Genomic DNA, 25,527 nt, shown 5'->3' with positions numbered 1-25,527 from the left:
TGCTTAGGAGGATTCCATGGGGCTTCATGAACCGATTCATATATTGCTGGTAGATGACAGACCTGAGAACCTGCTCGCTCTTGAGGCGGTGCTGGAGAGTGAACAATATAATCTGGTAAAAGCCACATCCGGGGAAGAAGCGCTGCGATGTCTATTAAAAGATGAATTCGCACTTGTAGTCCTTGATGTGCAGATGCCGGGTATGGATGGAATTGAGACTGCAAAGTTAATCAAGGCCAGAGAGAAAACAAAGGATATTCCGATCATCTTTATTTCAGCTAACAGCAAGGAAGCTGAGCATTTGTTTGCGGGATATTCAGCCGGTGGTATTGATTATATGGTGAAGCCGTTCATCCCTCAAATTCTCAAGTCCAAAATTGAAGGCTTCGTGCAAATGTATCTGACAAACAAACGCTTGAAGACACAATCCATGCTGCTTCACCACAAGACGCAGGAGCTTGAGAAGATGAACAGCGAACTGATTGCCGCCAAGGAGGCAGCAGAGATTGCTGCCAATGCCAAAACGGAATTTCTGGCAATGATGAGCCATGAGATCCGCACACCTATGAACGGTGTTATTGGCATGATTGATCTGCTGATGGAGACAGAGCTGCAGACCGATCAGCAGGAATATGCTGATATCATCCGTCGTAGCGCAGACGCGCTGGTAGCGGTCATTAATGATATTCTGGACTTTACCAAGCTGGAGTCAGGCAAAATGGAGGTAGAGGAATATCCTTTTGATCTGGTTTCCTGTATCAAGGAAGTTTTCAGCCTGTTTACGGTAGAAGTCAACCGAAAGAATTTGGAGCTGGTTTATTTTCTCGATGAACAGATGCCACCGGTGTTATATGGAGATATGGGGCGATTGCGACAAGTATTGATTAACCTGGTATCCAATGCCGTCAAATTTACAGACCAAGGCGGGGTATATGTCTTCGCATCTGTCAAAGAGCAAAGTGACAATGGACTTACCGTTGAGTTTTCTGTGAAGGATACAGGCATTGGCATTGAATCGGCTAAGGTCGAAAGGCTATTTCAGCCCTTTTCCCAACTGGATTCTTCAATGACGCGTAAATATGGTGGTACCGGGTTAGGACTCGCCATTTGTAAAACCTTGGTGAATATGATGGGCGGAGATATCCGTGTAGATACGAGCGGAGAACAAGGTGTGACGTTTCATTTTACAATGAAGCTTGGCTTTGCTGAGGAAAATGAACTGGAGGGGGAGTCCAGCCACGATTGGGAAATTCCACATCAGGAGTCTCCAAGTCGTAAACCTGTACTGGTGGTGGATGACCATCCGATCAACCAGAAGCTAATGGTTAATATACTGGATAAGCTTGGTTTAGCTTCAGATGTGGCAGCAGATGGGCAACAGGCGCTTGATATGGTCATGGCGAATCAGGACTATGACTATATCTTTATGGACTTGCAAATGCCTGTGATGGACGGTCTGGAGTGTACGGGTAGAGTGCGTGAACAATTGGCGGGAAGATCCCAACCTGCCATTATCGCCATGACGGCTAACGTCATGGAGGGTATTCAGCCTCGATGTATTGAAGCTGGGATGAACGATTATATTAGTAAGCCCGTTAAAATCAGCAGTGTAAAACAGGCGTTGCTACGGCATTCTCCGGACCATTTTCCAATGCAGTCGGGTAAAGATCAAATCAATGAAGCCTAGATGGTGGCATTTGGTAGTGTTTAAAAAGTTATACCGTGATTCAAACGCTCGTATAATGGGTTAGTATGTAGGGAAATCTTTTTTCGGGAGAGTAGGCCTATGAATACAAATAAAAATGAGAAATTTAATGCAATTACAGAAACAACCGATGGCGTAAATACCGTTTATCTGAGTGGAGAGTTGGATCTTTCGGTAGCACCTGATTTTCGTCTGGTGATGGAGCCTTTGGTGGGGGAGTCCAGCCAAGATTTGATTATTAACTTGAGAGACCTTAAATACATTGACAGCACGGGTATTGGTATCTTGTTATCCATTTTAAAAGCAAGGCATGGGATGGAGTCTCGCTTTGCTGTTCAAGAGGTACCGCCTCAAATTCAAAAGCTGTTTGATATGACCGGTATTGCCAAATTCTTTGTCCCCCAGGAGAATTCCCAATAGGAAAGGAAAGAAAAAGAAATGAATGCTCAAATTCAAAAAGTAGTTCTTAATTTGCCGGCAACTGCTGACTTTGTTGATATTGTAAGATTAAATTTATACGGTATTGCCGCGAAAATGGGATTCTCTTATGAGGATATTGAAGACATGAAAGTGGCTGTATCGGAAGCCTGTAATAACTCTGTCCTTTATGCGTATGGTCATGAGGGGGGAGTCGTGGAAGTGACATTTGAATTTGATGAAGCTTCGTTGTCCATTCGTGTCAAAGATGAAGGGGAGAGCTTTGAACGTGTGGAGGACCCGTCCCGTATCGCATCCTTGCATGACAAGGAGTTGAATGATGCGCAGATAGGCGGATTAGGCTTTTATCTCATGCAGGCGCTTATGGACGATGTCCATATCTTGAATGAGACAGGAAAAGGCACCGAAGTGGTGCTGGTAAAGCGCCTGACCAGAAGTGAGGAAAGAGTATGAATGAAAAGGTAACTCCCCCGGAGTCGATGGATGAAGCCGTTGGTCTAATCTGGGAGTACCAGCAAACAAAAGATAACGAGATTGCTACCGTGCTGATCCGCAAGTATGAGCCGATGGTCAAGATGGCTGCCGGGAAGATCTCCCGTAACCGTCCGGACTTATACGAGGATTTATATCAGACCGGTCAGATGGCTTTGATACGTCTGCTTCAGCAATACGATATCAGCTTGGGTATCCCATTTGAACCGTATGCTATGAAAAGTATGCTGGGACATATGAAAAATTATTTGCGCGACAAATCCTGGTACATCCAGGTTCCTCGCCGCATTAAGGAAAAGGGTGCGCTTGTTCAACATGCTATTGATGAACTGACCGTTAAATTGGAACGCTCACCCAATGTAGACGAGATTGCGACCTATTTGGATCTTACCGTAGAAGAAACGATCGAGGTGCTTGCTGGTCGTGAGTGCTATCACTATGTTTCACTAGACTCTCCTTTATCTCAGGAAGAGAGTGCAGCTACGTTAGGCGAGCTCATTAGCTCGGATGCTAACGATTATGACACTGTAGAAAAACGAATGGATTTGCAGCAGGCTTTAAGCCAACTGAAGGAGCAGGAACAAAAGGTGCTTCTTCTAGCATTTCAGGACGGTCAATCTCAACGTGCGATTGCACAGACGTTGGGCGTATCGCAGATGAGCGTTTCCCGTATTCAGAAGCGGGCAACGGAAAAGCTGAAGCAGATTATGTCTAATTCCTCTATTTCATGAGAAGACTGCGGAATTCTTGGCTTAACATATTTGACGTCACATCGTAAGGACACGTTATTCCGATATGGGAAGCGTGTCCTTTTTATAAAGCAAAAAGGTTGGGAGGAAGTTTGGAATCCATGACAGCATTTGAACAGATTTCTTCCTTTCGCGGAGGATGGGAATGGTGGGACATCAGTGCTGGGAATTGGCAAGAATCGGTCATACAGCACTTGAAGGAAAAGCTCCCAGAAGCCGCAGAATGGCTGGACAAGGTAGAGGACATTCCATCCAGCTTTATATCTGTGCGCTTTCCAGATGGCAATCAACCCTTAATGTATGGGTCGTTGATTTACTCCGTTCAGGAGGAGATCGACAGTCAGCGCAATTGCAACAAGTTTTATTTTTTGGTTCTGAACCAGAAGTTAGTGACGTTAAATTTGGATCAAAATACCCGTGAAATTATGCACACCGTGGAACGCCAAAAAATGCTGGAACAGTGTGAGAATTCAGCTGACGGCATGTTTGTATTGGCGAGAGCCGTGCTTCATTATTTTCATACAGGTATGGATAAGTTCGAGATCAACCTGAGAAGACTGGAAGAGGAGATGGAGAAAAGGAATGCTCGTACGCTAATGGATTCTATATTGAATGCACGTTTCGAGCTGTTGTATTGGAGCAATATGTTCATTCCTTTTTCAGAGCTGGTAACGGCTTCTCGGGAGGCATATCTGGATCAACTGGAGGAGAATCGTTTTTTCAAGCAGTTACTTTACCGTGTTACTCGGATGGAAGGACTTTTCCTGCATTATGAAAAGGAAATTGACACATTGATCTCCATTGACGACGCCATTTCCGCATTTAGGGGGAATGAGATTACGAAGACGCTCACCATTGTCACCGCCGTATTTACACCAGCAACCGTAGTGGGCGCTATATGGGGCATGAACTTTGAAAATCTGCCTTGGATTAAAACAGGCTGGGGTTTTACCACCGTGATTATTGCCACATTGCTAAGTATGGCGGGAATGTACGGCTGGCTGATGATGAAGGGGTGGACAGGAGATTTATTGAAGGCTAACAAGCGCAACAAATTGTAGCGGTTGATTACAGCTGTTACAATGTACAAATAAAAAACGATCCATCGTAACTGGAGGCTCTTTGAGGAGTCTATTATCGGTTACGATGGATCGTTTTTAAATGAGATAAGGACGATTACTTAGTACCTTGGCTCATTTTGATATATCCTAATAATTCGGCGATGAAATCTCCGATGACCGGAAGATTTAACTGTACCAGGAAACTGAGCAACCAAGCGAGCAAGGCGAGTATAACCACTGTGCCCAGCGTAAGACCGAGACCACGTGCAATGCCTGCGGTCAGATTGCTCATAATTCTTCTTTTAGTGCTGGAGTAGTTCTCCAGAATATCTTTGAATTCTGCTCTTTCGAGCGTATCTGCTATTTGATCTAAGCGTTTGTTAAGCCGCTTGACCTCATGGCGCAGCTCAAAAGGATGCTCATTTACATCAAAGTCCCTCTCCTGATCATGTGTTTTAACATGATTATGAGTAGAAGAAGTCTGCTTGGATGAAACTTCATCTGGCTGATCTTGAGCCTGTAGGGGATGAAAGGTTCTTTTGTTGTTCGCGGTAAGATCATCTCCATAGGAATTTGGCTTGTTCATTGTCATCCCAGCCTTTCTATCATTTAAAAACAGCCAGCTTCTTGCATGCTGGCTGTTCAGTGTAGGGCTTATTTTTTGCCATCAGAATGTGTAGCTGTTAGGAATTTGCATTCAATTGTTTTTGCGTATCCTTGGCCGCTTGAGCCGTTGCATCCATAACTTCTTTATCCGCTTTGGCTGCTTCATTAGCGACATCTGCAGAAGCCTTGGTTACGCTGGATACGATGTTGTCTTTGCTCTCGGATACCGTTTTGGCTACATCTGCTGTTTTGGTGGAAACGGTTTTGGCCAAATCTGTCGCTTTGCTGCTCACTACAGATGCCACGTCCTTTGTTTTATCAGAGACAACTGTAATTTTATCAGACAGATCACTACGCAAATCACGACCCGGCTTCGGCGCGAACAGCAGGGCTGCGGCAGCACCAATCAAACCTCCAATAAATAAACCTTTTGCAAAACCTGAAGTACTTGCCATATTTTGATTGTCAATGTTACTCATGTTATATCACTCCTCTTATAGAATTAAAGAATAAAAAATATATATATAAAATTTTAGGTAGCCCTTCTTAATAGCCTGGACACCAGTCCGAGCAAGAACACGAACAATGCGGTTCCGAGTATGGCTGGAATGACTGCAAAATCTCCGATGACCGGGCCCCAGTCTCCCAATAGCATGACACCTAGCCAAGCTCCTACAAATCCAGCAATCATAGAGCCCGCAATACCGCCAGGCATTTCATGACCAGCCAGTGCATCGCCAATCAATCCGATAATAATAGCCATTACAATACTTAGTACAATTCCCCACACAAGGATCGCCTCCCTTATCCTAAGTTCACAAAACCATAACGTTTTTGATGAATGCTGAGCTTCGATATTGCTGTGCCTTGCTTACTTCGTATATAAACGTCGTGACCCGGAGTGAAACAAAAAGCCGTCTCGGACATTTACCGGTGGGGGGTGGAAGGAAGCTGCATGCGCGCTTGCCAATAGATCACAGGAACGGTAAACACCAGCCAAATTATACCCGCAATATAGCCACCCACGATATCTGTAGGAAAGTGAACGCCTAGATATACGCGGCTTAATCCAATCAAGAGAATCAGTAGTGCACCCAGAGCGCACGGAAGAAAGAGCGAACGCCCACGAATCTTTCGTTCTATGGCCCAAATGGCAAATATCGTTCCGAAAAATCCCATAGAAATCATCGCATGACCGCTGGGAAAACTATAACCCCCGGCTTCAACCAAATGTTGAAGTGACGGGCGTTCCCGTTGCAAAATTTCCTTGATGAGCGTATTTAGCACCCACATCGCCGTAAAGCTGCTTAGGATCGCAAAGGAATAAGCTTTTGAACGGAGGCTGACCCAACACAAGGTAGCAGCACCGAGGGCGATGATCAACGACATGCGGAGTGAACCTAAAGATGTAATGAATATAGCGATGGTTAGCAGTTGGTAACGAGCAGCTGCTGTGTCTGGAAAAACGGCATCCTGTATGCGTTCATCCCAATATAGAAAAGGAGCTGTGCCAATCCACTTCACAGAGTAGGCGATGAGAAGCAACACAGCGATCATGATAATAGATGCATACAGACTACGACACAAATAGCTTGGTAGGAACCGGGATGATTGGGGTTCATGGGATAGCATATGTAATAAATCTCCTCCTTATGGCTGTAATAGATTCAATTTTTCGTACTATTAACTTAACTAATAATGAACTTAAGAGCAAAAACCGACGGAGAAGACAGGCTGATTGAGGCATATAAGCCCGGGGTAAAGGGATCGTATCACAGCGTTTGTAATGCCAGGGCCGGAAGTGGAATAGTCATCACGAAGCAAGGCTACTTTACGGAACTGTAATCCATGGAGGTGTTAAGGATGATTAAAATAGTGACATCGGCAGAAAGACATACCTCAAATAAAGGATGGATTCATAGTGAGTTTAGCTTTTCGTTTGCCGATTATGAAGATCCGAGCAATGCCCATTTTGGCTGTATGCTAGCCCATAATGATAACGAGCTTGAACCGCAGCAAGGCTTCAAAAGACATCCGCATCACGATTTGGAAATCGTCACCTATGTAATTGAAGGCCAATTGCATCATAGCGACAGCTTAGGACATGAGCAGGATTTGAAAAGCGGCTCGATCCAGGTTCTGAGTGCAGGCACCGGAATTGAACATGAAGAGCGAAATACCGGGGATGAAAGACCGGTTCGTTTTTTGCAAATGTGGTTTTTACCCGAGAGTCCTGGCATTCAGCCTTCTTATCAAGTGCAAAGATTCAAGCACAGTGAACGTCTAAATCGGCTTCAGACTGTTGTGTCTGGTTCAGAAGTGGAGGGAGCGTTATCCATCGCGCAGGATATAAATCTGTATCTGAGCAGATTGGAAAAAGGACAGCAGCTTGAATATCCGCAGCAAGAGGAGCGCCGCACCCACATCTATGTAGTTAACGGTCATGTGGAAGTTACGTGCCAGGATGGGGATTTTCAGTTAGGGCCTGGCGATGCCGCGCGAATTCAAAAAAGCTGTACATTAAAGATCCGAGCTACAGGCAATGAGGATATATCTGAATTGGTGTTAGCGGATTTGCCTTGAAGCATCCTTGAGTGAGTGAAGAAGTGTATGGAAATGCGTATATGCAATCGAAAAAATAAAGCTCGTATCCCGTTGCACGTCTGTTGAGACGAGCGGGAATACGAGCTTTATTTACGCTGACAGGGCCACTATCATGAAGGCTGTTGTTCATGATGATAGGTTGTAATACAGCTAAGCTGTATTCCTATAAGCTAATTCAGGAGGACTTACGCAATCTACCCAGTTCAGAAACAATAGCTTCAACCTCTGAAATGCTCAGGTTAGGCTTGCTTATCACCATATCATAGACATCATGGATGTCCTCGTATTGCTCCAGCGAGAAAGCGGATGCCTGCATAGCAGCACCACTCGCCATACGGAGCTTGGTTTTAATACCCTCAATCATATACTCAATGTTGGCATGAGACGGTACAGACAAATCCATCGTTAATTTTCCATCCTTTCATAACAGGGGAAGTTGCCTGTATTGTATCATGTTTTTGTTGTAGAATGTACTGAAAGCCAGATTACCGATATACAACCGAATCAAGGAGGATGGACAAAGTTGTCTTTGTATAATCGAGCTTCCGCACTCGGTCGCTCGTCCTTAGAACATAATGTAAAGAAAACAGATCGAGATGGACTCGCGCCGTTTTTCCGAGAAATTCATCATCAGCATGCTATAGATAAGTTGACTTTTGTTTGCATCGGTACAGATCGCTCATCGGGTGATTCACTCGGGCCACTGGTAGGCACCATGCTCAAGGAGCAAGGCTTTCCGCACGTGATTGGCACAATGACGGAGCCCTGTGATGCAGATCATCTGGTATCATACTTGGAGTGCATTCCCCAAGATCATCATGTGATCGCCATAGATGCTTGTCTTGGACAGCACGGCTCAACGGGAATGTTTCTTATTGCGCGTGAACCGCTAACTCCTGCGCGATCGGTGGGGCTGTCTCTGCCGTCTGTTGGTCATTATAGTGTTGCAGCGATTGTGAATGAGCGCAGTCCCAAACCCTATTGGACACTCCAAATGACGTCGCTTCACTTGGTCATGACCATGGCTGCGCATATTGCTAATGCGGCGGCTTATGAATTTGGCTTAAAAACAGCTTCGCAAGATTTTCCAGAGGGTTACCGTTTCAGATATTGATGGTCTGCTTAATAATATACATCAGCATGTTCTACTCACTAATATATTCAGATCCAATAGATTATATACAGAGAAGGAAGGGTTCCACATGGAAAAGGTATTATGCGAAGGAACGACGATCTGCTATGCCGAACAGGGAAAAGGAGATCCGATCATTCTATTGCACGGATTTTGCGGAAGCTCTTCCTACTGGGATGAGGTTGTTCCCTTGCTATCCCCAAGCTATCGTTGTATTGTTCCAGACTTGCGTGGACACGGACGCAGCGATGCTCCACTAGGAGCCTATACTATTGATCAAATGGCAGATGATGTGCTTAAACTTCAAGAACAATTGGACATTCCTCAGGCTGCCTGGTTTGGTCACTCCCTAGGAGGCTATCTTGCCCTTTCGGCAGTGCAGAGACATGCAGAACGCCTGACAGCCTTTGGACTGATTCATTCCACAGCATATGCAGATACGGATGAAGGTAAAGAAAAGCGGAATAAGGCGGTATCCACCATCCAAACGGAGGGGATTACGACCTTTGTAGATGGACTCGTACCGGGACTGTTTGCTCCTGATCATGTGGAGTCAATGTCTAGCCAATTACTTAAAGTCAAAGAAATTGGCTACAAAACACCACCACAAGGAGCCGTAGGAGCATCACTGGCTATGCGCGAGCGTACTGATCGGCGGGATGTGTTGTCGGCTTCTGCATTGCCAGCCCTTTTAGTAGCGGGTGAGCAGGATCAGGCGGTTCCTCCAGCGCGGACGTTTACAACAGATCGGGCCGGAGTAACTCAGATTACCCTACCGGAAGCAGGTCACATGAGCCTGTTCGAGGCACCGGAGTTATTAGCGAACACCATCTTGATATTTTTAGAGCAAAACTTGAAAAGGTAGACCAAGGTAAGCCCAAAAACCGGGACCTTCTGATGTGATAAACAGAAGGTTCCGGTTTTTGGATAGTCAATTATTTTTAGGTGTGTAAGGTGTCTAATTTATATTGCTTTTGTTAAAGGCAAATGCTGTCGGCAAACCGTCAATACTCTCCAGATTTTTCTCATAGGCATATTTTTTAAGTGCTTCTTCTCCCATCTGAATCGAGACTTCCTTCAGCTTTTCCCGTTCGCTCGTGTATGTCATAAAGGGAACCGCAAAACCACATGAATTCTGCACCATGTGAACGTCCACAACAATGATTTGTCTTGCACCGGGAAGCGGGTTGAAGAGAGGGTACAGTTCATTCCATTGCTTAGTATCGGGCAGCGCGACGGTACCAGTACCATAGAGCTTTAGTACACTGGGAGCGCCCTCAAATGCACAAAACATGATTGTTACCCGTCCGTTCTCGATAATGTGGGCGCTTGTCTCGTTGCCGCTTCCCGTCAAGTCGAGATAGGCTACCCTTTGGTCCGATAGAATACGAAAGGAATCATATCCCTTGGGGGAAAGGTTAACGTGCCCTGTCTTGGATAGCGGTGCTGATCCTACAAAGAAAATGTGCTGTCGCTGTATAAACTCTTGATGTTCCGGTAATATCGAGCTAAATTGTTTACCCAAGCTCCATCATCCTTTCTCACAAAAATATTCATATAAATTTTGTTTCTAAAGAAATTAATTATTATAAATAATTTTATGGAATGATTAAATATACTGATTATTTTTTGTTTCGTATGAAACAAAAATATCACAACACTAACGAAGAAGCAATATTGATTAAAAAAACTCGTCATTCGCTAGTCACATGATCAGCTATAAAGTACTGTACCGTAGGAATTCACTGCCATACGTGAGCATTCTGACTTCCTGATCATTGATGTTATTAACTGAGGGTGAAGGTTATAAGTGGTATTTCTGCATGGTAGGGCATTTGGCTTTTAGACAAGGATGTCATACAATCAGAAGACAGAGTTTCTGGTTGTCTAGGCATCGGGATGAAAGGAAGGGAACGGCTTGCTTAGAAAAGATTATTTGCTCAGTATGATGGAAGAATTGACATCCGCAGTAGCATCGGTGCTCGGTCTAAGGCGTGAAAATAAACATGTCGAAGCGCTAAAACAGCTAGATGACCTGCTCAACAAGCAGTTTCGTCTTCGTTCAGATCTGCTCAGACGATTGCCGCCGGAACAAATTATTGAGCTTTTCCGATTGGGCCCTGGAATTGAAGCGGATAAGCTTCAGCAGGTGGCTCGCATTTTGGAAGAAGAAGCCGTGATTTACCTGGAAACCAGCAGAACAGACGAGGGCATACGAATCTTGATGAAATCTCTTCATTTATATTTGTACAGCGATACGAATGGCGCGACTCGTGATCTGCAGGTCTTGCCTGAACGAATAGCGTGTATCGTGAAACTGGTGCGTGAATATGAGCTTCCCCCTGAAACCAGCAAACTGTTGGCTGTTCATTACGAGCGAGAAAACAGGCTGGACGAAGCCGCCGATGTCTGGTTTGGATTGGCATGGGAGCAGCCAGAGCTTCTATCCGAAGCGGAGGCGTTTTACAGTCAATTACTGGATAAGACCAATGCAGAGCTGGAGCTGGGTGGAATTTCACGCCAGGAAGTCACCGAGGGTTTGACCGAGATCACCCAATTACATGAAAGAAAGTGAGATGTACCTTTTGGATTCACTGCGCGAACTTATATACCAATTGACCACGGGAGGATCCCTCATAACAGCGACGCTGAGTCAGCTTCGCAAACGGGAGGATGCTTCTTTTACTAAAGTGCAAATCAAACCTGTAGAATTGAAAAATAAGCTGCATTACCAGTTTGCTTTTCATTATAGCAACAAAGTCATTCATGAAAATCTGACCCCTGACGAAGCTAATGAGCGTATGACTGCCTTGTTTGAGGACACGTTCCGCCAAGGACTTCTATGCGCCAAAGATGCAGACTACCAAGTGCTGATCAGTAAAAAATATAAAGTATCCATTCTGACAAAGTCACCGAGCAAAAGTAAAGCCGACCTGTCTCATAATCGCAAAAAGCAATATGTACTCGAAGAAGGAGAGCGAATTCCTTTCCTGATTGAGCTGGGGATTATGAATGAGGATGGTAAGGTACTGGCCCGCAAGTATGATAAGTTTCGTCAAATTAACCGTTTTCTCGAAATGGTGCAGGATGTATTGCCTAGCCTTCCGGTAGGCCGCCCATTGACGATTGTGGATTTTGGTTGTGGCAAATCGTATTTGACCTTTGCTCTGTATCACTATTTGGCTGTACAGCAAAAGCGACCATTGCAGATCGTTGGTTTGGACTTGAAGGCAGATGTCATTGAAACCTGTAATGTTCTGGCTCAAAAGCTGCAATATCGACAGTTGGAGTTTTTGGTCGGTGATATCGCAGACTATAACGAACTGGAACAGGTGGATATGGTCGTTACCTTGCACGCTTGTGATACAGCAACAGATGCGGCGCTGGAAAAGGCCGTCCGCTGGGGAGCATCCGTTATTTTGTCGGTTCCGTGTTGCCAGCATGAGCTGTTCAGCCAACTAGAAAATCCAGTATTGGAGCCTTTGCTTTCCCACGGTATTTTAAAGGAGCGTTTTTCTGCACTGGCAACGGATGGAATCCGGGCCAAACTGCTGGATATGATGGGATATCGGACACAGCTATTGGAATTTATCGACATGGAGCATACACCTAAAAATATTCTGATTCGTGCCGTCAAAGGGCAGGCGGGAGAACAATCCGTTTTGTGGCGTGAATACACAGCATTTCGGGATTTTATTCATGCTGATCCTTATTTGGAACGCGCTTGTGCGGATTTGCTTCCCGAAGGAGCGGGGAAGAAGCAGACACATAGCTAGGAATATAGTAAAAGTGGAGCCACTGCGGGGTGGCTCCACTTTTTTGTAGTTCACAGTTCATGGTTGCAGTACGCCAATATCTATCCGCCATAGGCGCTTCTAAAAGCGGTGCACAAGACATCGCGATCCACCTTCCACAATGCCGCGAGCTCCTCGCTGACATCTTCGTCCCACCAGTCGCATAGTAGTTTGCGATTACTATGGTTTTCCGCAATCCAGATAAGGTGTCCGACGACCTTGCGGCAGTATAGCTCCTCGCCCTGCTTGACCAGATCAGGAGCAATGTGAACAGGCAGACGTTTGCAGGTTCGATACAACTCTTTGGTACATGCGCGGCGGATACCACGAGCCGTGGGTAAACGGGATTGTGAATTATCATGTTTGGGGAATTTGCCGGGAGGCATATTGTACCCCCTCCTCTCTCTCCCAACTTATGCGGGCAGAGGAGCCGGGGTCACTGACCTCCCTATTTGGTCGAAGTGGCGACTTGTTCTGCCGCTGTGATACACTAATGAAAATAGAGAAACAGGCAGGGAGTGGGAAGAGAATTGGACCAAATATCTAGTATCATTAATTATTTGTTTGAGATCATTCGTAGTCTTGGGTATTTTGGTATTATGCTAGGCTTGATGGTTGAGGTCATTCCAAGCGAAATTGTCCTCGCTTATGGTGGCTTTTTAGTATCCTCGGGTCATATTAATTTTTTTGGCGCAGTCGTTTTTGGAACGATTGGCGGGGTTCTGGCCCAGTTGTTCATTTACTGGATTGGACGCTATGGCGGCAGACCGGTATTAGATAAGTACGGGAAATACATACTTATCAAAAAAAGTCATGTCGACCATGCTGAAGCCTGGTTTAACAAATACGGCACAGGGGTCATTTTCACAGCTCGCTTTATTCCTGTTGTGCGTCATGCCATCTCAATCCCTGCCGGGTTGGCTCGAATGAACGTATGGCGCTTTATTATTTTGACAACGCTAGCGATTATACCTTGGTCTGTTTTGTTTATATATTTAGGTATGCTGCTAGGAGACAAGTGGGAGCAAATTGACGAAGTGGCAGCACCTTACATCAAACCGATTTTGCTGGTTGCCCTTGCGCTCTTGATCATTTATTTTGTTATCAAATGGATTTTGTCCAAAAACAAAAAAGGAAGTGTATAACATGAGCCGTACTAATGTATCGCAATACTTCGGAAAGGGCTTAAGCCCTGAACAGTTTATGGAGGGCATGGAAAAGAACAAAGAAGCCTTCCGCTCTGGGTACGATCAGTTTGTGTGGAATCGCGAAGAGGATCGAGAGTATTTTGAAAGCCTGAACCATCGGGATGATCTGCGCGTGCTTATTTTGGCTGCCGACTGGTGTGGGGATGTGGTACGTAATGTGCCAGTTGTGTTCCGTGCACTGGAAAATAGCGGGATTCCGACCGAAGTATTAATCTTGGAAAACCATCAGGCGCTGATGGATGACTTCCTGACAATGGGCGGACGTGCTGTACCGATTGTGATTTTTGCGGATACAGGAGGTCACGTACTTGGCCACTGGGGACCACGCCCTGCACATGTCCAACAAATTATGATCGAATTCAAACGTGAAAATCCAGATCGGGAAGCCGATGATTATCAAGAAAAAATCGCAGTTGCTCGTAAAGAAATGGCTGAAAAATATGGGGAGGGAACCGAGGTCCATCCTGTGATTGTTCAGGAATTACGTGAGCTGATCTCGGGATTTTAACTTATGGTGCTATCTATTCGCAGCTTTAATCTCGGTCCACTTCAGACGAACGCTTATTTGCTTCAAGGGGATGATCCACAGCGCGCCATTATTATTGATCCAGGAATGAATCCGGGTCCTTTGCTGAGGGCGATTGAGTCTCTGACTATTGAAGCTATCCTGCTGACCCATGCCCATTTTGACCATATTGGTGGGGTGGAGGAGATTCGCAATGCTAAAGGATGCCCGGTGTATTTGCACGCCTTGGAGCAAGACTGGCTCACATCTCCTAAGCTGAATGGCTCCTTGATGTGGCCAGAGGCATCTCCACCAATCTCAACCGGTCCTGCCGAATATGATTTGGCGGAAGGTCAGCAATTGAACCTGATCGGGCACACGTTCAAGGTGTTCCATACACCGGGCCATTCACCCGGAAGTGTCAGCTTTCTGTGTGGCAAAGATCTTTTTTCCGGGGATGTGCTATTCCGTCAGGGCGTTGGACGCACGGATCTGACGGGTGGCCGGGAACGGGATTTATACGATTCTATTCAAAACAAATTGTTTCCGCTCGGAGATGACGTTACAGTCTATTCCGGTCACGGTCCCAAAACGTCCATCGGTTATGAGAAAGCTAATAATCCGTATATCCGGTAAATGTGATGAACCTTTCAGGAGGGGCAAAATCAAAGGTGTGACAAGTTTTGCCCCAATTCGACAACAAATTATAAATTATGTATAGACAGAGGTTTTTATTTTTGTTAACATAAATTTATTAAAGTTACATACTAAACTCGCGAAGCACGCAAGCTGTGGATGAATCCCGGTTTGCGTTCTTTTTTTTGCCCATTAAGAGGATAAAGAGGCATGAGGCCGTCAGATCACAAGGGGGAGCAAGAATGAAAAGAAAACATATATATGGGGTACAACGTGAGATTGGAGGTAGTTTCCGTGTTCCCAATATAATAGATATTGAAGATTCTGTGGTAGGTTCCGAACCGAAGATCATAACTTGGAAAAAGGTGAAACGACGGGGCGGAATCCCTTCACAAAACTGGCATGTGAGATTGAATGAACACAGGTTGGGACGTGGAGACGGTCGATTATGAAGATACATAGATGATATAGACAAGCTACTTTTTTTTTAGTAGACTTAGCAGATAAGTTCAGACAAACGGGGGGGCTAACGATGCATCATTTAGGAGCTAGAATTATGATCGTCGCGGATGCTTTTGAGCAGAATCTTCCTGTGGGCGAACATGGTTATATCATTGCTTACGACCGTAATGCGGACAATGCTTTTGACTATGTCATTCGCGTACCGAAGGTGAACCGCAATTTTTTTGTACCATCCGGGGACATCGAGCTGGAGGAGAGTATTCTCAAGCTAGAAGCCGAGCGGATTGAGCGTGAAGCGCTGATAGATTATGCCCTTGCTACTCATAATGAGCAACTGTTCAAGCATGTAATGAACGGTGGTCTTGATTCGGTAGAGACTGAAGAAGAAGAAACCGCGGCAGAGTTGTTGTCACAGGCTGATTTTATCAGACAAGTCAATTTGCGTGCTTGGATATAGGGGTCGGCTACTGCCGACTCTTTTTAAAAATATATAATGGGCACAATCTCAGCTCTTATAGTTATCTCGAAAGAGCACCGAGAGGTGCTTTTTTTATATTCTTTTAGCAACATTTCCCTCATGGATGTACAGTTTGCTTCTGTACCGCGTCAAAGATTGAATTGTAAAGGGTTCTATCCTATAATTAAAAACGTTATTTCAAAGTTCGGTGCAGCATTTTTTAATATCAGGATTTTGCAAAATTCGATTCCAGTTGCTCCGAAGTGCAAGATATAGACGAACTAAACCATTTTGATCTATATCTTGCTCATGGGAAGTCGCTTATTGGACTTTTTGCAAAATCCTCATATACATGAGGAGGGTTTTGTATGAACATTTCCACGGAAGATGTCCGTCACGTAGCCAAGCTGTCTAGGTTGAATCTGACCGCGGCTGAAGAAGAAACGATGACAGGACAATTAAACGCCATTCTCCATTATGCGGAGAAGCTGAATGAGCTGGATACGGAGCAGGTAAAACCGACCACTCATGTGCTGCACGTCAGCAATGTCATGCGAGACGACGAAGTTCGTGAAAGTTTGACACATGAGCAAGTGATGCGCAATGCACCTGAAGAAGAAGACGGACAGTTTAAGGTTCCTGCTGTTCTGGAATAGATCTCATATTTGAAAGGAGGATGCAAATTGAGCTTGTTCAATAACACATTGCCCGAGATACATAACAAGCTGCATCAAAAGGAAATTTCCGTGAGTGATCTGGTGGGACACGCTCTGGAGACAATTGGTGCGCGGGAAGACAAGATCAGAGCTTATATTACCGTTGACGAGGAACAGGCCCGTGCATCCGCACGTCAGCTGGATGATCAGCTGATTTCCGGAGAGGAAAGAGGATTGTTGTTTGGTCTGCCGGTTGGTATTAAGGATAATATTGTGACAGAAGGGCTGCGTACAACATGTGGCAGTCAGTTTTTGAAAAATTTTGATCCTGTTTACGATGCCACAGTTGTTAGCAAGTTGCGCGCAGCGCAAACTGTGACACTCGGTAAAATGAACATGGACGAATTCGCCATGGGCGGCTCTAACGAGAACTCCAGCTTTTTCCCTGCACGTAACCCTTGGGATTTAGAACGTGTTCCCGGCGGTTCCAGTGGCGGCTCGGCTGCGGCTGTTGCAGCGGGTGAGGCTTATTTCACGCTCGGTTCGGATACAGGTGGTTCCATTCGCCAGCCCGCTTCTTACTGCGGTGTAGTTGGCCTGAAACCAACCTATGGTCTAGTATCCCGTTTTGGACTGGTGGCTTTTGCCTCCTCTTTAGACCAAATTGGACCTATTACTAAAAATGTTCAGGATTCGGCCTATGTCCTACAAGCTATTGCAGGTTATGACCAGAAGGACTCCACTTCTGCAAAGGTAGACATTCCTGATTATTTGAACGCTTTAACCGGGGATGTAAAAGGACTTCGTATCGCTGTGCCTAAAGAGTATCTTGGTGAGGGCGTAGATCCACAGGTCAAGGAAAAGGTGCTCGACGCACTGAAAACGCTGGAAGGATTGGGCGCAGTATGGGAAGAAGTGTCTCTCCCTCACACAGAATATGCGGTAGCTACATATTACCTGCTGGCTTCATCCGAAGCGTCGTCCAATCTGGCCCGTTTTGACGGCGTGCGCTATGGTGTGCGTTCTGACAATCCGGATAACCTGCTTGATCTTTACCATCAGTCCCGTACGCAGGGTTTTGGTCCCGAGGTGAAGCGTCGGATTATGCTGGGTACCTATGCACTCAGCTCCGGGTACTACGATGCTTATTATTTGAAAGCTCAAAAAGTGCGCACACTGATTAAACAGGATTTTGATCGTGTGTTTGAACAATATGATGTGATTATCGGACCTACTGCACCGACAACTGCTTTTAAAATCGGCTCACAAGTGGATGATCCATTGACGATGTATTTGAACGACATTTTGACGATTCCGGTGAGCTTGGCTGGTGTGCCAGCTATCAGCATTCCGTGTGGTCTTGCGGATGGAATGCCAGTCGGACTACAAATTATCGGAAAGGCCTTTGACGAGTCTTCCGTGCTACGCGTAGCTCATGCTTTTGAACAAAATACCGAATTTCACAAGCAGCGTCCGCAGCTGTAATTTGCTAAAAAGGAGGGAACCTATTCATGTCTACAACTACATCCAAATATGAGACGGTCATCGGACTTGAAGTGCACGTGGAATTGCATACGAAGTCTAAAATATTTTGTGGATGCTCGACATCCTTCGGAGCACCACCCAACTCTCATACATGTCCGGTCTGTCTCGGTCATCCAGGGGTATTGCCGGTATTGAACCGTCAGGCCGTTGATTATGCAATGAAAGCAGCAATGGCGCTGAATTGCACCATTGCTGATGTGAGCAAGTTTGACCGTAAGAACTATTTTTACCCCGATTCACCTAAGGCTTACCAAATCTCACAATACGATCAACCCATTGGCGAAAATGGCTGGATTGATATTGAAGTGAATGGTGAGACAAAGCGTATCGGTATTACCCGACTGCATCTGGAAGAGGACGCAGGGAAATTAACACATGTTGATGGTGGCTACGCATCTTTGGTCGACTTTAATCGGGTCGGCACACCATTGGTCGAGATCGTTTCGGAGCCGGAAATATCTTCGCCGGAAGAAGCCAAGGCCTATCTGGAAAAAATACGTGCCATTATGCAGTATTGTGACGTATCCGATGTGAAGATGGAGGAAGGATCACTTCGCTGCGACGCGAATATCAGTCTTCGTCCGCATGGACAAAAAGAGCTGGGAACTAAAGCGGAACTGAAAAACATGAACTCCTTCCGTGGCGTACAGCGCGGACTGGAATATGAGCAGTTCCGGCAGGAGCAGACGCTGGACGAAGGCGGAACGATAGTACAGGAGACACGTCGTTGGGATGAGGCGCAAGGTAAAACCTTATCCATGCGTGGTAAGGAACAGGCTCATGACTATCGTTATTTCCCAGACCCGGATCTGGTTACATTGCATATAGATGAGGAATGGAAAGAACGCATCCGTGCTTCGATTCCTGAATTGCCTGACCAGCGTAAAGCACGCTACACTTCGGAATATGGATTACCTGAGTATGATGCGCAGGTGATTACGTCCTCCAAGCCATTGGCCGATTTGTTCGAGGATAGCCTTCAATTCACCAAGGATGCCAAAGCAGTATCCAACTGGATTATGGGGGATCTACTCGGCTATTTGAACAGTGCCGGTGTAGAGCTGTCGCAGGTTAAATTGACCGGTCGGGGCTTGGGCGAAATGATCGGACTGCTGGAGAAGGGAACGATCAATAGCAAAATCGCCAAAACGGTCTTCAAGGAAATGCTGGAAAGTGATAAACTGCCACAGCAAATTGTTGAAGAAAAAGGGCTTGTACAGATCAGTGATGAGGGTGCAATCTTGACCATTGTCGAACAAGTTGTAGCAGCTAACCCGCAATCGGTCGAAGATTACAAAGCCGGCAAGCAAAAGGCCATCGGCTTCCTAGTCGGTCAAGTGATGAAGGAGAGCAAGGGAAAGGCAAACCCTGGCCTTGCTAATAAGTTGCTGACGGAAGTGCTGAACCGCTAATGGCATAGATTTGACAGGGGGCTTGTCTTTTAGGGACAGGCCCCTTTTGCATAGACGCTGAGAACGATTGGCGCGAACAAACTTTAGAATCCTGATGGCATTTTATGAGTTTCCTTAGGAGGGAAAACAGCATGGTTACCCTATGTTCATTGGAAGATGATGATATCGTCAGTCAGATATGGCGTCTACAGCACGTTGCCTATAGGCTGGAAGCTGAGCTGATTGGGTTTGATGAGATTCCTCCACTGATGGATACATTGGATACTCTGAGAAGCTGTGGAGAGTCTTTTTATGGGTGGCTGGAGGAAGGTGAATTGCTAGGGGCACTGGCTGTGCAGTCTGAGTCGCCCGATTCGCTTACCCTTACACGTATGATGGTTCACCCAGATCATTTTCGAAAAGGCATTGCAGACTCTTTAATGAAGCATGTTTTGAATGAATATCAAAATATCCCGTTGTTTATCGTCTCTACAGGAACTTTAAATACTCCTGCGGTGACATTGTATCGAAAACATGGCTTTCGCCCCGTATCTGCGGCGGAGGTCGCCCCAGGCGTGGAATTAACCACCTACCATCTGCATAAGTTGGAATAGCATTGAGATATCATTAAATTGGCATTAAAAATGCACATAAGCCCACAAACCGCGCACCCGGAGTGGGAAGCACGACATAACCGGGAGGAGTGACTTGAATGAATAATCCGTGGATTATAGACGATTCACATATCATTTTACGGCTTTTGCTGTCCATGCTTCTCGGTGGATTCATTGGCTTTGAACGCGAACGTTCCAATCACGCAGCTGGTTTGAGGACTCATATTATGGTCAGCCTTGGTTCGACGCTGATTATGCTACTCTCCATTTACGGCTTTGCCGATTTTATTAAAGAAGCTAATGTACGCATAGATCCCGCTCGTTTGGCTACGGCTGTGATCACTGGCGTAGGCTTTTTGGGTGCAGGGACGATTATGTTCACAGGTAAATCCATTACCGGACTAACGACTGCGGCTTCCATTTGGGTCGTGGCTGCTATTGGCCTTGGGGTGGGAGCAGGCTTTTATTTCCCGTCTATAGCGGCGACAGTGCTCGTATTTTTAAATTTATGGGTGTTTAACAAAGTTGAACTTCGGTATATGCGTGGACGCAAGCGTCATCTTATTACATTGTACGGATTGTCCTCTCACGGACTGCTGGAGCAGATTTCGACTTATTTAGAGCAAGAAAAAGTGGAAATACGTAAAATAATGATTAAAGAACATGAAAATGTCCCATTTCACGAATTACATCCAGATCGGCAGAGTATGGAGGTTTCCCTAGAGGTGCTGTCCCGTCATGATTTTAATCCCGTACGTATTGCAGCTGATTTACGACAATGGGAAGATATAGCTGCAGTCTCTGTTGAGTAATAGCCTACCTTTTTTTAACAGTTACTCTTAAATCCGATTGGGGTACTATGTAAGCATTGAAGTATTTTTCAGCGGAGCCACGCATGGGATTCAAAGGGGAGGATGGCATGAACTCGGAACAACCGTTACCGTCTGGAGAGGCTGGGCAGCTACAAGCGCCGGAACAGCGGGAACAACCCAGACAGGGGAAGCGTCTAAAATACGCTAAATTTCGCAAAGTGATTGCCATTATCATGGCAGCATTGTTACCCGGACTGGGACATCTTTTTCTAGGGCTGTTTATTAGGGGGCTTAGTTTTATTGTGTTGCTCCTGCTAGATATTTTTGCGATGCTGTATGTTTCTTCTGATGGCTTGAGGATTAACATCCCATTACTTATTTTGCTTGGATTGTTCATACCCGTTTTATATTTTTATAATGTATATGATGTCTTACAGTCAGCAGATTACATGGTTCGTTATCGGCGTAAGCCAGATCGTTATGCACGGATGGATGCTAAAGGCCAGCAAAGTAGTCCTTTTTATGCATGGGAGAGAGGCTTTGCTTTTGCTGTGCTGATGGTGGCAGGCGGTGGGCTTATGATTTTGTTTTGCATGAAACCTCGCTGGTTGAGCAATTTCTTTGAGGATTATGGATTCCTGACGCTGGCCATTTTATTAATGATGATCGGTTTATCCCTTTTTCTAAGGGAAGCCTTTCTGTCCTTTAAGCGTAAAAAGTTGAAAGAAAGAGGGTGAAGCTGGCGTGCACCGTAAAATAAGAGTCGGTCGCTACACCTCTTCGCTTCTGTTGATGGCTGTAGGCATTTTGCTTATTGTAGATGTGTTTCAAAATACTGAATATATGCTTCAGCTCCTCGTTTGGTGGCCCGTAATCTTCGTGCTTTGGGGACTGGAATATCTGATTTTTTTTGCTGTGTACTATCGGAAAGAAGGCAAGTCTGACAACGGAAGGCGGTTCAGACCTGACCTAAAGGGGATTCTGTCCGCTTTGGTAGTGGCAGCCTCGGTTTTTATCGTGACCCAGCAAAATCATTATATGTATTTGTGGAACCGGGTTAGTCTCAATCTGACATCAGCCTCTATGGATTTTAGTCAGGCTAAAGAGAATCGGTATGATATGGGTGGTGTACTGGTACCTGTAACTATGCAGACGTCCGATTTAGTAGTTGATTCGGTTAATGGTGATGTAACACTGATCAGACGGCCTGTGTCCAATATAGAGGTACGTGGGACTCTATGGGTGGATCAAGCGCCTGCTGCCGAAGCGGACAAGATTGCTCAAGCTTCTTCACTGACTTCTACCGACGGCAAGACCATCCAGATTCGTCCGGAGGCACAGTCATACGGAGCTTCAAGCAAACGTCAGCCCCGTGTGAACATGCTGATCACCGTGCCGGAGGACCGGCGGTTCAATGTGCAGATTAGAACCTCCAACGGGAATATTACCCTGAATGGAGTTGATGCTATTGATAGCATTCGGCTCGAGAGCGGTAATGGAAATCTCACCGTTAATGACGCTATCGGCAATGTCAAGGGAGGCACGCTGAACGGTCAGGTTAAATTGCATCGGATTTCTGGAGATGTAGATGTGCGCACGAACCGTGGCGATATGCAGGCAGGAGATATTGAAGGAGCTGTGACACTACACACCATGGTAGGTGATATTCAACTCGCTCGCTCGGAAGGGGACATCACCGTAGATACTCAGAATGGTGACATGAATGTGCTGAATTCTACAGCCAAGCTGAATGCAAATTCGCTTAATGGCTCTATCAAAGTGCATAGCGAGCAGGTGGGCGGAGATTGGAAAATATACAGTGCTGTCGGTGATATCGTATTGGATCTTCCGTCGAATGGAGATTTTCAGTTAGAGGGTTCAAGCAGTTATGGTAATCTTCAATCCGATTTTCCATTTAAAATAGATAGTAAAAGTATTTCAGGTCAGAATGGGGCAGGTAAGTATGCGATCAACGTAGAGGGTAACAGCAATTTAACCATTAAAAAGTTACTGATGCCGTCGTTACCCGACTTGGATGATTCCGGGGGTACGACTGCGCCCGATACATCTGAAAGCTCTCCGGCTGAACCCGGAGCTCCTGAGTCAGATACCTCTATAGGAACATCCGGCGACAATACGGCGCGTTGACAAGAAACTTGAGTAGACCGTACAATGTGAGTAGGTTTAGAAGTAAGTTGTAAATAGATGCGTGGTAATTGATAGGATCGTAAGTAAGGGATAAGGCGGTGGACATATATGGCGGCACGCGTCCAGCATGCTTTGGAACTTCTGAAGAAGACAGGTGTACGCATAACACCCCAGCGTCATGCCATATTAAACTATTTGATGGAAACCATGGGGCATCCGACTGCAGATGAAATATATCGAGCGCTTGAGTCCAAGTTTCCAAGTATGAGTGTGGCTACGGTTTATAATAACTTAAAGATGTTTATAGAAGCGGGTATGGTACATGAGTTGACCTATGGAGATAACGCCAGTCGTTATGATGCCAATATTTCGGAGCACTATCACATCATTTGCGAAAAATGCGGAAAAATTGAAGATTTCAGTTATCCGTATTTGGCTGATGTGGAACGCCATGCCGCGTTGGAAACAGGCTTCGAGGTGCATGGACATCGTATGGAGTTACACGGAGTATGCAAAGCTTGTAGTAACAAACAAACGTAACGAAACAAGGAATAGAAGTTTTTTGTGCGGTATGTATATATTGTAATGGATTGGAAACGTGAGGAATTCCCCATAAGCGGGGATTTACCGCGTTTTTTTATTTAAATCACTTTATTTTTGTAATTCAAAGTTCATACAATGGAGGTTCAATATTGGCCAGAAATCATTCCAGACGCCGCCGTAAACGTTCACGATTCAAAGGAGCGGCAAGCCTGCTATTATTTGCAGCGATTATATGCGCAATTACTGTCGTATGGTTTGGTAATCCCCTTCACGAGAAACCCGATTGGCAGGGCAGTGTCCGTCCTATTTTTATGCAGGGCAAGTTGACTGGATATGAAGCTCAAAGCTCGGGCAAGAACATGCTGATGCCGCTTAAATTGGTGCAAAGTCAAATTGATCCTACGGTTCGCTATGAGGATGACAGCCAAACCGTCATTATGGCGACGAGACAAAGCCTGCTCTATATGAAGGTTTCGAAGGCACAAGGGGAACTGAATGGTAAGACATATGCGCTGAGCGTAGCCCCTCAAGTGATCAGTGGAGAGGTATATATCCCGATAGAGGCTGTACGTGAAGTATACGGCGTTTCTATACACGAAGACCCTGTAACTGGTGCTGTCATCCTAATGAAAGCTGGAGAGAAGGTCAGGCTGGGGAGTGTAGAAAAGAAGGATGGCCCACAGGATGCTAGAATTGCCTTACGTAAAGAAGCCTCCAGCCTATCTTTCATTTTGACAGATATATCTCAGCGGACGAAGGTACGTATTTGGTCCAAACAAGGAGATTGGTATTTTGTTCAATTAGACAATGGCTATGCGGGATACATTAAGTCAGACCATATCGCTGAAGGAGAAGAGCTTGTGATCCCTTCGGCTAAAGACGATTTGTCCATCTCGGAAAAACATTGGGAGGGTAGGCCAGTAAATCTCGCTTGGGAAGCTGTCTATAATCGTAAGCCCGATCCTTCCAAGTTTGATCCTATGCCTGGAGTAAATGTGGTGAGTCCTACGTGGTTCAGTGTCGTCGATCATGAGGGCACTGTAGAAAGCAAGGCAGATCCTGCCTATGTCAGCTGGGCACATCGCAAGGGGATGGAGGTTTGGGGCTTGTTGAGCAACAGCTTTAATCCCGAATTAACAACTGAAGCATTGTCTACCTTTGAACGTCGAAAGGCGATTGTAGATCAGATGATTTCACTTGCCCTAGAAAATGATCTGGATGGTATTAATATTGACTTTGAAAATGTTCATACGAAGGATGGCCCCAATGTCACCCAATTTTTGCGGGAACTTAAACCGATGGCTCGGGAACATGATTTGATTCTGTCCATTGATGTTACGCCTAAATCTCAAAGTGAAATGTGGTCAGCTTTTTTGGATCGAAAATCATTAGGCACCATCACAGATTACCTTATGGTAATGGCGTATGATGAGCATTGGGCTGCTAGTCCAAAGGCTGGTTCTGTCGCCTCGCTACCATGGACGGAAGCGTCAATTAAGCGAATTATTCAGGAAGATGAAGTGCCGCCTCAAAAAGTGGTTTTAGGTATTCCGTTATATACTCGCGTGTGGTCCGAGACTCCCAAAGAAGGGAAGATTAAGGTCACCTCCAAATCACTTGGTATGAAGTCAGCAGCCGGTATCATAGCCGAATTTAACTTGAAGCCCAAGTTTAGAGCTGCCGAAGGCCAGAATTATGTCGAGTATACAGAAGATGGCGTGGTCAAAAAGATTTGGCTAGAGGATCAGGTATCTTTGAAGGCAAGAGTAGAACTTGCCAAATCGCTGAAGCTCGGAGGAATTGGGGCGTGGAATCGAACCTTTGCAGATGAAAACGCTTGGGTAACACTGAATAAAATAAGTGAATAAGATAAAAATTTATACAATTGAAGAAGGAAGTTTCTTATTTATAGTAGAAATGATCACATGTATCCAAATATCCAATTTGCGGTCATAGCCGCCTTGCAGGT

Annotated in this window: 31 protein-coding genes; 24 read left to right on the top strand and 7 right to left on the bottom strand. The window is 45.5% G+C overall.

The window, feature by feature from the left end:
* The first annotated feature begins 16 nt into the window (after positions 1-16).
* The 5 genes from ACYCSE_RS04855 to ACYCSE_RS04835 all read left to right on the top strand — a co-directional run bounded on the left by ACYCSE_RS04855 (position 17) and on the right by ACYCSE_RS04835 (position 4,445).
* Positions 17-1,687, top strand: a complete 1,671-nt coding sequence (locus ACYCSE_RS04855; protein WP_459701677.1) for a response regulator — start codon at positions 17-19, stop codon at positions 1,685-1,687.
* A 99-nt stretch (positions 1,688-1,786) separates the two neighbouring features.
* Positions 1,787-2,125 (top strand): STAS domain-containing protein, encoded by a 339-nt coding sequence (locus tag ACYCSE_RS04850; protein ID WP_023990272.1) that lies wholly within the window; start codon positions 1,787-1,789, stop codon positions 2,123-2,125.
* Between the two features lie 18 nt (positions 2,126-2,143).
* Positions 2,144-2,596, top strand: coding sequence for an anti-sigma B factor RsbW (gene rsbW, locus ACYCSE_RS04845; protein WP_061831463.1), 453 nt, complete (start codon positions 2,144-2,146; stop codon positions 2,594-2,596).
* Positions 2,593-3,366, top strand: coding sequence for a sigma-70 family RNA polymerase sigma factor (locus ACYCSE_RS04840; RefSeq protein ID WP_013311929.1), 774 nt, complete (start codon positions 2,593-2,595; stop codon positions 3,364-3,366). The genes rsbW and ACYCSE_RS04840 overlap by 4 nt, the downstream gene beginning before the upstream one ends.
* Positions 3,367-3,485: 119 nt before the next feature.
* Positions 3,486-4,445: a magnesium transporter CorA family protein gene (locus ACYCSE_RS04835; protein WP_459701674.1), complete on the top strand. Its 960-nt coding sequence runs from the start codon at positions 3,486-3,488 to the stop codon at positions 4,443-4,445.
* 115 nt (positions 4,446-4,560) lie between these two features.
* Here ACYCSE_RS04835 and ACYCSE_RS04830 read toward each other — a convergent pair whose 3' ends face one another.
* From ACYCSE_RS04830 to ACYCSE_RS04815, 4 genes are all read right to left on the bottom strand, one after another.
* Entirely contained in the window at positions 4,561-5,037 is a 477-nt protein-coding gene (locus ACYCSE_RS04830) for a DUF5665 domain-containing protein (RefSeq protein WP_165179367.1), read from the bottom strand.
* A gap of 91 nt (positions 5,038-5,128) precedes the next feature.
* Positions 5,129-5,530 carry a YtxH domain-containing protein gene (locus ACYCSE_RS04825; RefSeq protein WP_023990268.1) on the bottom strand — a complete coding sequence of 134 codons (402 nt, stop codon included), beginning with the start codon at positions 5,528-5,530 and terminating at the stop codon, positions 5,129-5,131.
* Positions 5,531-5,583: 53 nt separating this feature from the next.
* The gene (locus ACYCSE_RS04820; RefSeq protein ID WP_013311925.1) at positions 5,584-5,841 is read right to left on the bottom strand and encodes a GlsB/YeaQ/YmgE family stress response membrane protein; all 258 of its coding nucleotides are present in this window, start codon (positions 5,839-5,841) and stop codon (positions 5,584-5,586) included.
* A 137-nt stretch (positions 5,842-5,978) separates the two neighbouring features.
* Entirely contained in the window at positions 5,979-6,683 is a 705-nt protein-coding gene (locus ACYCSE_RS04815) for a phosphatase PAP2 family protein (protein ID WP_459701671.1), read from the bottom strand.
* A gap of 231 nt (positions 6,684-6,914) precedes the next feature.
* On the opposite strand from ACYCSE_RS04815, the gene ACYCSE_RS04810 reads away from it, so the two are divergent.
* Positions 6,915-7,634 carry a pirin family protein gene (locus tag ACYCSE_RS04810; RefSeq protein WP_459701669.1) on the top strand — a complete coding sequence of 240 codons (720 nt, stop codon included), beginning with the start codon at positions 6,915-6,917 and terminating at the stop codon, positions 7,632-7,634.
* 196 nt (positions 7,635-7,830) lie between these two features.
* Here the strand turns inward: ACYCSE_RS04810 and ACYCSE_RS04805 are convergent, their stop codons facing one another.
* Positions 7,831-8,058: a DUF1128 domain-containing protein gene (locus ACYCSE_RS04805; RefSeq protein ID WP_013373034.1), complete on the bottom strand. Its 228-nt coding sequence runs from the start codon at positions 8,056-8,058 to the stop codon at positions 7,831-7,833.
* 120 nt (positions 8,059-8,178) lie between these two features.
* On the opposite strand from ACYCSE_RS04805, the gene yyaC reads away from it, so the two are divergent.
* Positions 8,179-8,769, top strand: coding sequence for a spore protease YyaC (gene yyaC / locus ACYCSE_RS04800; RefSeq protein WP_459701667.1), 591 nt, complete (start codon positions 8,179-8,181; stop codon positions 8,767-8,769).
* An 88-nt stretch (positions 8,770-8,857) separates the two neighbouring features.
* The gene (locus ACYCSE_RS04795) at positions 8,858-9,652 is read left to right on the top strand and encodes an alpha/beta fold hydrolase (RefSeq protein ID WP_459701665.1); all 795 of its coding nucleotides are present in this window, start codon (positions 8,858-8,860) and stop codon (positions 9,650-9,652) included.
* Positions 9,653-9,745: 93 nt separating this feature from the next.
* Here ACYCSE_RS04795 and ACYCSE_RS04790 read toward each other — a convergent pair whose 3' ends face one another.
* The gene (locus ACYCSE_RS04790; RefSeq protein ID WP_459701663.1) at positions 9,746-10,312 is read right to left on the bottom strand and encodes a pyridoxamine 5'-phosphate oxidase family protein; all 567 of its coding nucleotides are present in this window, start codon (positions 10,310-10,312) and stop codon (positions 9,746-9,748) included.
* 393 nt (positions 10,313-10,705) lie between these two features.
* On the opposite strand from ACYCSE_RS04790, the gene ACYCSE_RS04785 reads away from it, so the two are divergent.
* Both ACYCSE_RS04785 and ACYCSE_RS04780 read left to right on the top strand, forming a co-directional pair.
* Positions 10,706-11,362, top strand: coding sequence for a DUF6483 family protein (locus ACYCSE_RS04785; RefSeq protein ID WP_069290374.1), 657 nt, complete (start codon positions 10,706-10,708; stop codon positions 11,360-11,362).
* Positions 11,349-12,563, top strand: a complete 1,215-nt coding sequence (locus ACYCSE_RS04780; protein WP_025721769.1) for a class I SAM-dependent methyltransferase — start codon at positions 11,349-11,351, stop codon at positions 12,561-12,563. Before ACYCSE_RS04785 ends, ACYCSE_RS04780 begins: the two co-directional genes overlap by 14 nt.
* An 80-nt stretch (positions 12,564-12,643) precedes the next feature.
* On the opposite strand, the gene ACYCSE_RS04775 is transcribed toward ACYCSE_RS04780, so the two are convergent.
* A complete protein-coding gene (locus tag ACYCSE_RS04775) occupies positions 12,644-12,967 on the bottom strand; it encodes a hypothetical protein (protein ID WP_013311916.1) in 324 nt (107 codons plus the stop codon).
* Between the two features lie 144 nt (positions 12,968-13,111).
* On the opposite strand from ACYCSE_RS04775, the gene uptA reads away from it, so the two are divergent.
* The 14 genes from uptA (at position 13,112) to ACYCSE_RS04705 (ending at position 25,426) form a co-directional block, all read left to right on the top strand.
* Positions 13,112-13,726, top strand: coding sequence for an undecaprenyl phosphate transporter UptA (gene uptA, locus ACYCSE_RS04770; protein ID WP_069290373.1), 615 nt, complete (start codon positions 13,112-13,114; stop codon positions 13,724-13,726).
* Position 13,727: 1 nt separating this feature from the next.
* Positions 13,728-14,297 (top strand): thioredoxin family protein, encoded by a 570-nt coding sequence (locus ACYCSE_RS04765; RefSeq protein ID WP_061831455.1) that lies wholly within the window; start codon positions 13,728-13,730, stop codon positions 14,295-14,297.
* Positions 14,298-14,300: 3 nt separating this feature from the next.
* On the top strand, positions 14,301-14,930 hold the full coding sequence (locus ACYCSE_RS04760; RefSeq protein ID WP_061831454.1) for an MBL fold metallo-hydrolase: 630 nt from the start codon (positions 14,301-14,303) through the stop codon (positions 14,928-14,930).
* Positions 14,931-15,172: 242 nt separating this feature from the next.
* Positions 15,173-15,382, top strand: a complete 210-nt coding sequence (locus ACYCSE_RS04755; RefSeq protein ID WP_061831453.1) for a hypothetical protein — start codon at positions 15,173-15,175, stop codon at positions 15,380-15,382.
* A gap of 80 nt (positions 15,383-15,462) precedes the next feature.
* Positions 15,463-15,849, top strand: coding sequence for a hypothetical protein (locus ACYCSE_RS04750; protein ID WP_061831452.1), 387 nt, complete (start codon positions 15,463-15,465; stop codon positions 15,847-15,849).
* 368 nt (positions 15,850-16,217) lie between these two features.
* Positions 16,218-16,505: an Asp-tRNA(Asn)/Glu-tRNA(Gln) amidotransferase subunit GatC gene (gene gatC / locus ACYCSE_RS04745; protein WP_013311910.1), complete on the top strand. Its 288-nt coding sequence runs from the start codon at positions 16,218-16,220 to the stop codon at positions 16,503-16,505.
* Between the two features lie 27 nt (positions 16,506-16,532).
* Positions 16,533-17,990 (top strand): Asp-tRNA(Asn)/Glu-tRNA(Gln) amidotransferase subunit GatA, encoded by a 1,458-nt coding sequence (gene gatA / locus ACYCSE_RS04740; protein ID WP_023990257.1) that lies wholly within the window; start codon positions 16,533-16,535, stop codon positions 17,988-17,990.
* A 26-nt stretch (positions 17,991-18,016) separates the two neighbouring features.
* Complete coding sequence (gene gatB, locus ACYCSE_RS04735) at positions 18,017-19,462, top strand: Asp-tRNA(Asn)/Glu-tRNA(Gln) amidotransferase subunit GatB (protein WP_013311908.1); 1,446 nt, start codon at positions 18,017-18,019, stop codon at positions 19,460-19,462.
* A gap of 131 nt (positions 19,463-19,593) precedes the next feature.
* Positions 19,594-20,055, top strand: a complete 462-nt coding sequence (locus ACYCSE_RS04730; protein WP_069290371.1) for a GNAT family N-acetyltransferase — start codon at positions 19,594-19,596, stop codon at positions 20,053-20,055.
* 98 nt (positions 20,056-20,153) lie between these two features.
* Positions 20,154-20,867 carry an MgtC/SapB family protein gene (locus ACYCSE_RS04725; RefSeq protein WP_023990255.1) on the top strand — a complete coding sequence of 238 codons (714 nt, stop codon included), beginning with the start codon at positions 20,154-20,156 and terminating at the stop codon, positions 20,865-20,867.
* A gap of 83 nt (positions 20,868-20,950) precedes the next feature.
* Positions 20,951-21,604 (top strand): hypothetical protein, encoded by a 654-nt coding sequence (locus tag ACYCSE_RS04720; RefSeq protein WP_459702479.1) that lies wholly within the window; start codon positions 20,951-20,953, stop codon positions 21,602-21,604.
* Between the two features lie 7 nt (positions 21,605-21,611).
* Entirely contained in the window at positions 21,612-23,015 is a 1,404-nt protein-coding gene (locus ACYCSE_RS04715) for a DUF4097 family beta strand repeat-containing protein (protein WP_250260441.1), read from the top strand.
* A 108-nt stretch (positions 23,016-23,123) separates the two neighbouring features.
* A complete protein-coding gene (locus tag ACYCSE_RS04710; protein ID WP_013311903.1) occupies positions 23,124-23,555 on the top strand; it encodes a Fur family transcriptional regulator in 432 nt (143 codons plus the stop codon).
* Positions 23,556-23,707: 152 nt separating this feature from the next.
* Positions 23,708-25,426, top strand: a complete 1,719-nt coding sequence (locus ACYCSE_RS04705) for a glycosyl hydrolase family 18 protein (protein ID WP_459701655.1) — start codon at positions 23,708-23,710, stop codon at positions 25,424-25,426.
* Positions 25,427-25,527 lie beyond the last annotated feature (101 nt).

It is taken from the genome of Paenibacillus sp. SEL1 (genome assembly GCF_054602535.1).
The sequence above is the reverse complement of the archived record's forward strand: the minus strand, read 5'-3'. Positions and strand labels throughout refer to the sequence as shown.

What these genes read in the sequence shown, in the direction of transcription:
- ACYCSE_RS04725 (WP_023990255.1), top strand. Translation starts at nt 20,154, where the DNA reads ATGAATAATCCGTGGATTATAGACGATTCACATATCATTTTACGGCTT.
- ACYCSE_RS04815 (WP_459701671.1), bottom strand. Translation starts at nt 6,683, where the DNA reads ATGCTATCCCATGAACCCCAATCATCCCGGTTCCTACCAAGCTATTTG.
- ACYCSE_RS04780 (WP_025721769.1), top strand. Translation starts at nt 11,349, where the DNA reads ATGAAAGAAAGTGAGATGTACCTTTTGGATTCACTGCGCGAACTTATA.
- ACYCSE_RS04810 (WP_459701669.1), top strand. Translation starts at nt 6,915, where the DNA reads ATGATTAAAATAGTGACATCGGCAGAAAGACATACCTCAAATAAAGGA.
- ACYCSE_RS04825 (WP_023990268.1), bottom strand. Translation starts at nt 5,530, where the DNA reads ATGAGTAACATTGACAATCAAAATATGGCAAGTACTTCAGGTTTTGCA.
- ACYCSE_RS04850 (WP_023990272.1), top strand. Translation starts at nt 1,787, where the DNA reads ATGAATACAAATAAAAATGAGAAATTTAATGCAATTACAGAAACAACC.
- rsbW (WP_061831463.1), top strand. Translation starts at nt 2,144, where the DNA reads ATGAATGCTCAAATTCAAAAAGTAGTTCTTAATTTGCCGGCAACTGCT.
- gatB (WP_013311908.1), top strand. Translation starts at nt 18,017, where the DNA reads ATGTCTACAACTACATCCAAATATGAGACGGTCATCGGACTTGAAGTG.
- ACYCSE_RS04720 (WP_459702479.1), top strand. Translation starts at nt 20,951, where the DNA reads ATGGGATTCAAAGGGGAGGATGGCATGAACTCGGAACAACCGTTACCG.
- ACYCSE_RS04805 (WP_013373034.1), bottom strand. Translation starts at nt 8,058, where the DNA reads ATGGATTTGTCTGTACCGTCTCATGCCAACATTGAGTATATGATTGAG.
- ACYCSE_RS04830 (WP_165179367.1), bottom strand. Translation starts at nt 5,037, where the DNA reads ATGACAATGAACAAGCCAAATTCCTATGGAGATGATCTTACCGCGAAC.
- ACYCSE_RS04775 (WP_013311916.1), bottom strand. Translation starts at nt 12,967, where the DNA reads ATGCCTCCCGGCAAATTCCCCAAACATGATAATTCACAATCCCGTTTA.
- ACYCSE_RS04855 (WP_459701677.1), top strand. Translation starts at nt 17, where the DNA reads ATGGGGCTTCATGAACCGATTCATATATTGCTGGTAGATGACAGACCT.
- ACYCSE_RS04710 (WP_013311903.1), top strand. Translation starts at nt 23,124, where the DNA reads ATGGCGGCACGCGTCCAGCATGCTTTGGAACTTCTGAAGAAGACAGGT.
- gatC (WP_013311910.1), top strand. Translation starts at nt 16,218, where the DNA reads ATGAACATTTCCACGGAAGATGTCCGTCACGTAGCCAAGCTGTCTAGG.
- ACYCSE_RS04750 (WP_061831452.1), top strand. Translation starts at nt 15,463, where the DNA reads ATGCATCATTTAGGAGCTAGAATTATGATCGTCGCGGATGCTTTTGAG.
- ACYCSE_RS04730 (WP_069290371.1), top strand. Translation starts at nt 19,594, where the DNA reads ATGGTTACCCTATGTTCATTGGAAGATGATGATATCGTCAGTCAGATA.
- ACYCSE_RS04760 (WP_061831454.1), top strand. Translation starts at nt 14,301, where the DNA reads ATGGTGCTATCTATTCGCAGCTTTAATCTCGGTCCACTTCAGACGAAC.
- ACYCSE_RS04795 (WP_459701665.1), top strand. Translation starts at nt 8,858, where the DNA reads ATGGAAAAGGTATTATGCGAAGGAACGACGATCTGCTATGCCGAACAG.
- ACYCSE_RS04755 (WP_061831453.1), top strand. Translation starts at nt 15,173, where the DNA reads ATGAAAAGAAAACATATATATGGGGTACAACGTGAGATTGGAGGTAGT.
- ACYCSE_RS04840 (WP_013311929.1), top strand. Translation starts at nt 2,593, where the DNA reads ATGAATGAAAAGGTAACTCCCCCGGAGTCGATGGATGAAGCCGTTGGT.
- ACYCSE_RS04835 (WP_459701674.1), top strand. Translation starts at nt 3,486, where the DNA reads ATGACAGCATTTGAACAGATTTCTTCCTTTCGCGGAGGATGGGAATGG.
- ACYCSE_RS04765 (WP_061831455.1), top strand. Translation starts at nt 13,728, where the DNA reads ATGAGCCGTACTAATGTATCGCAATACTTCGGAAAGGGCTTAAGCCCT.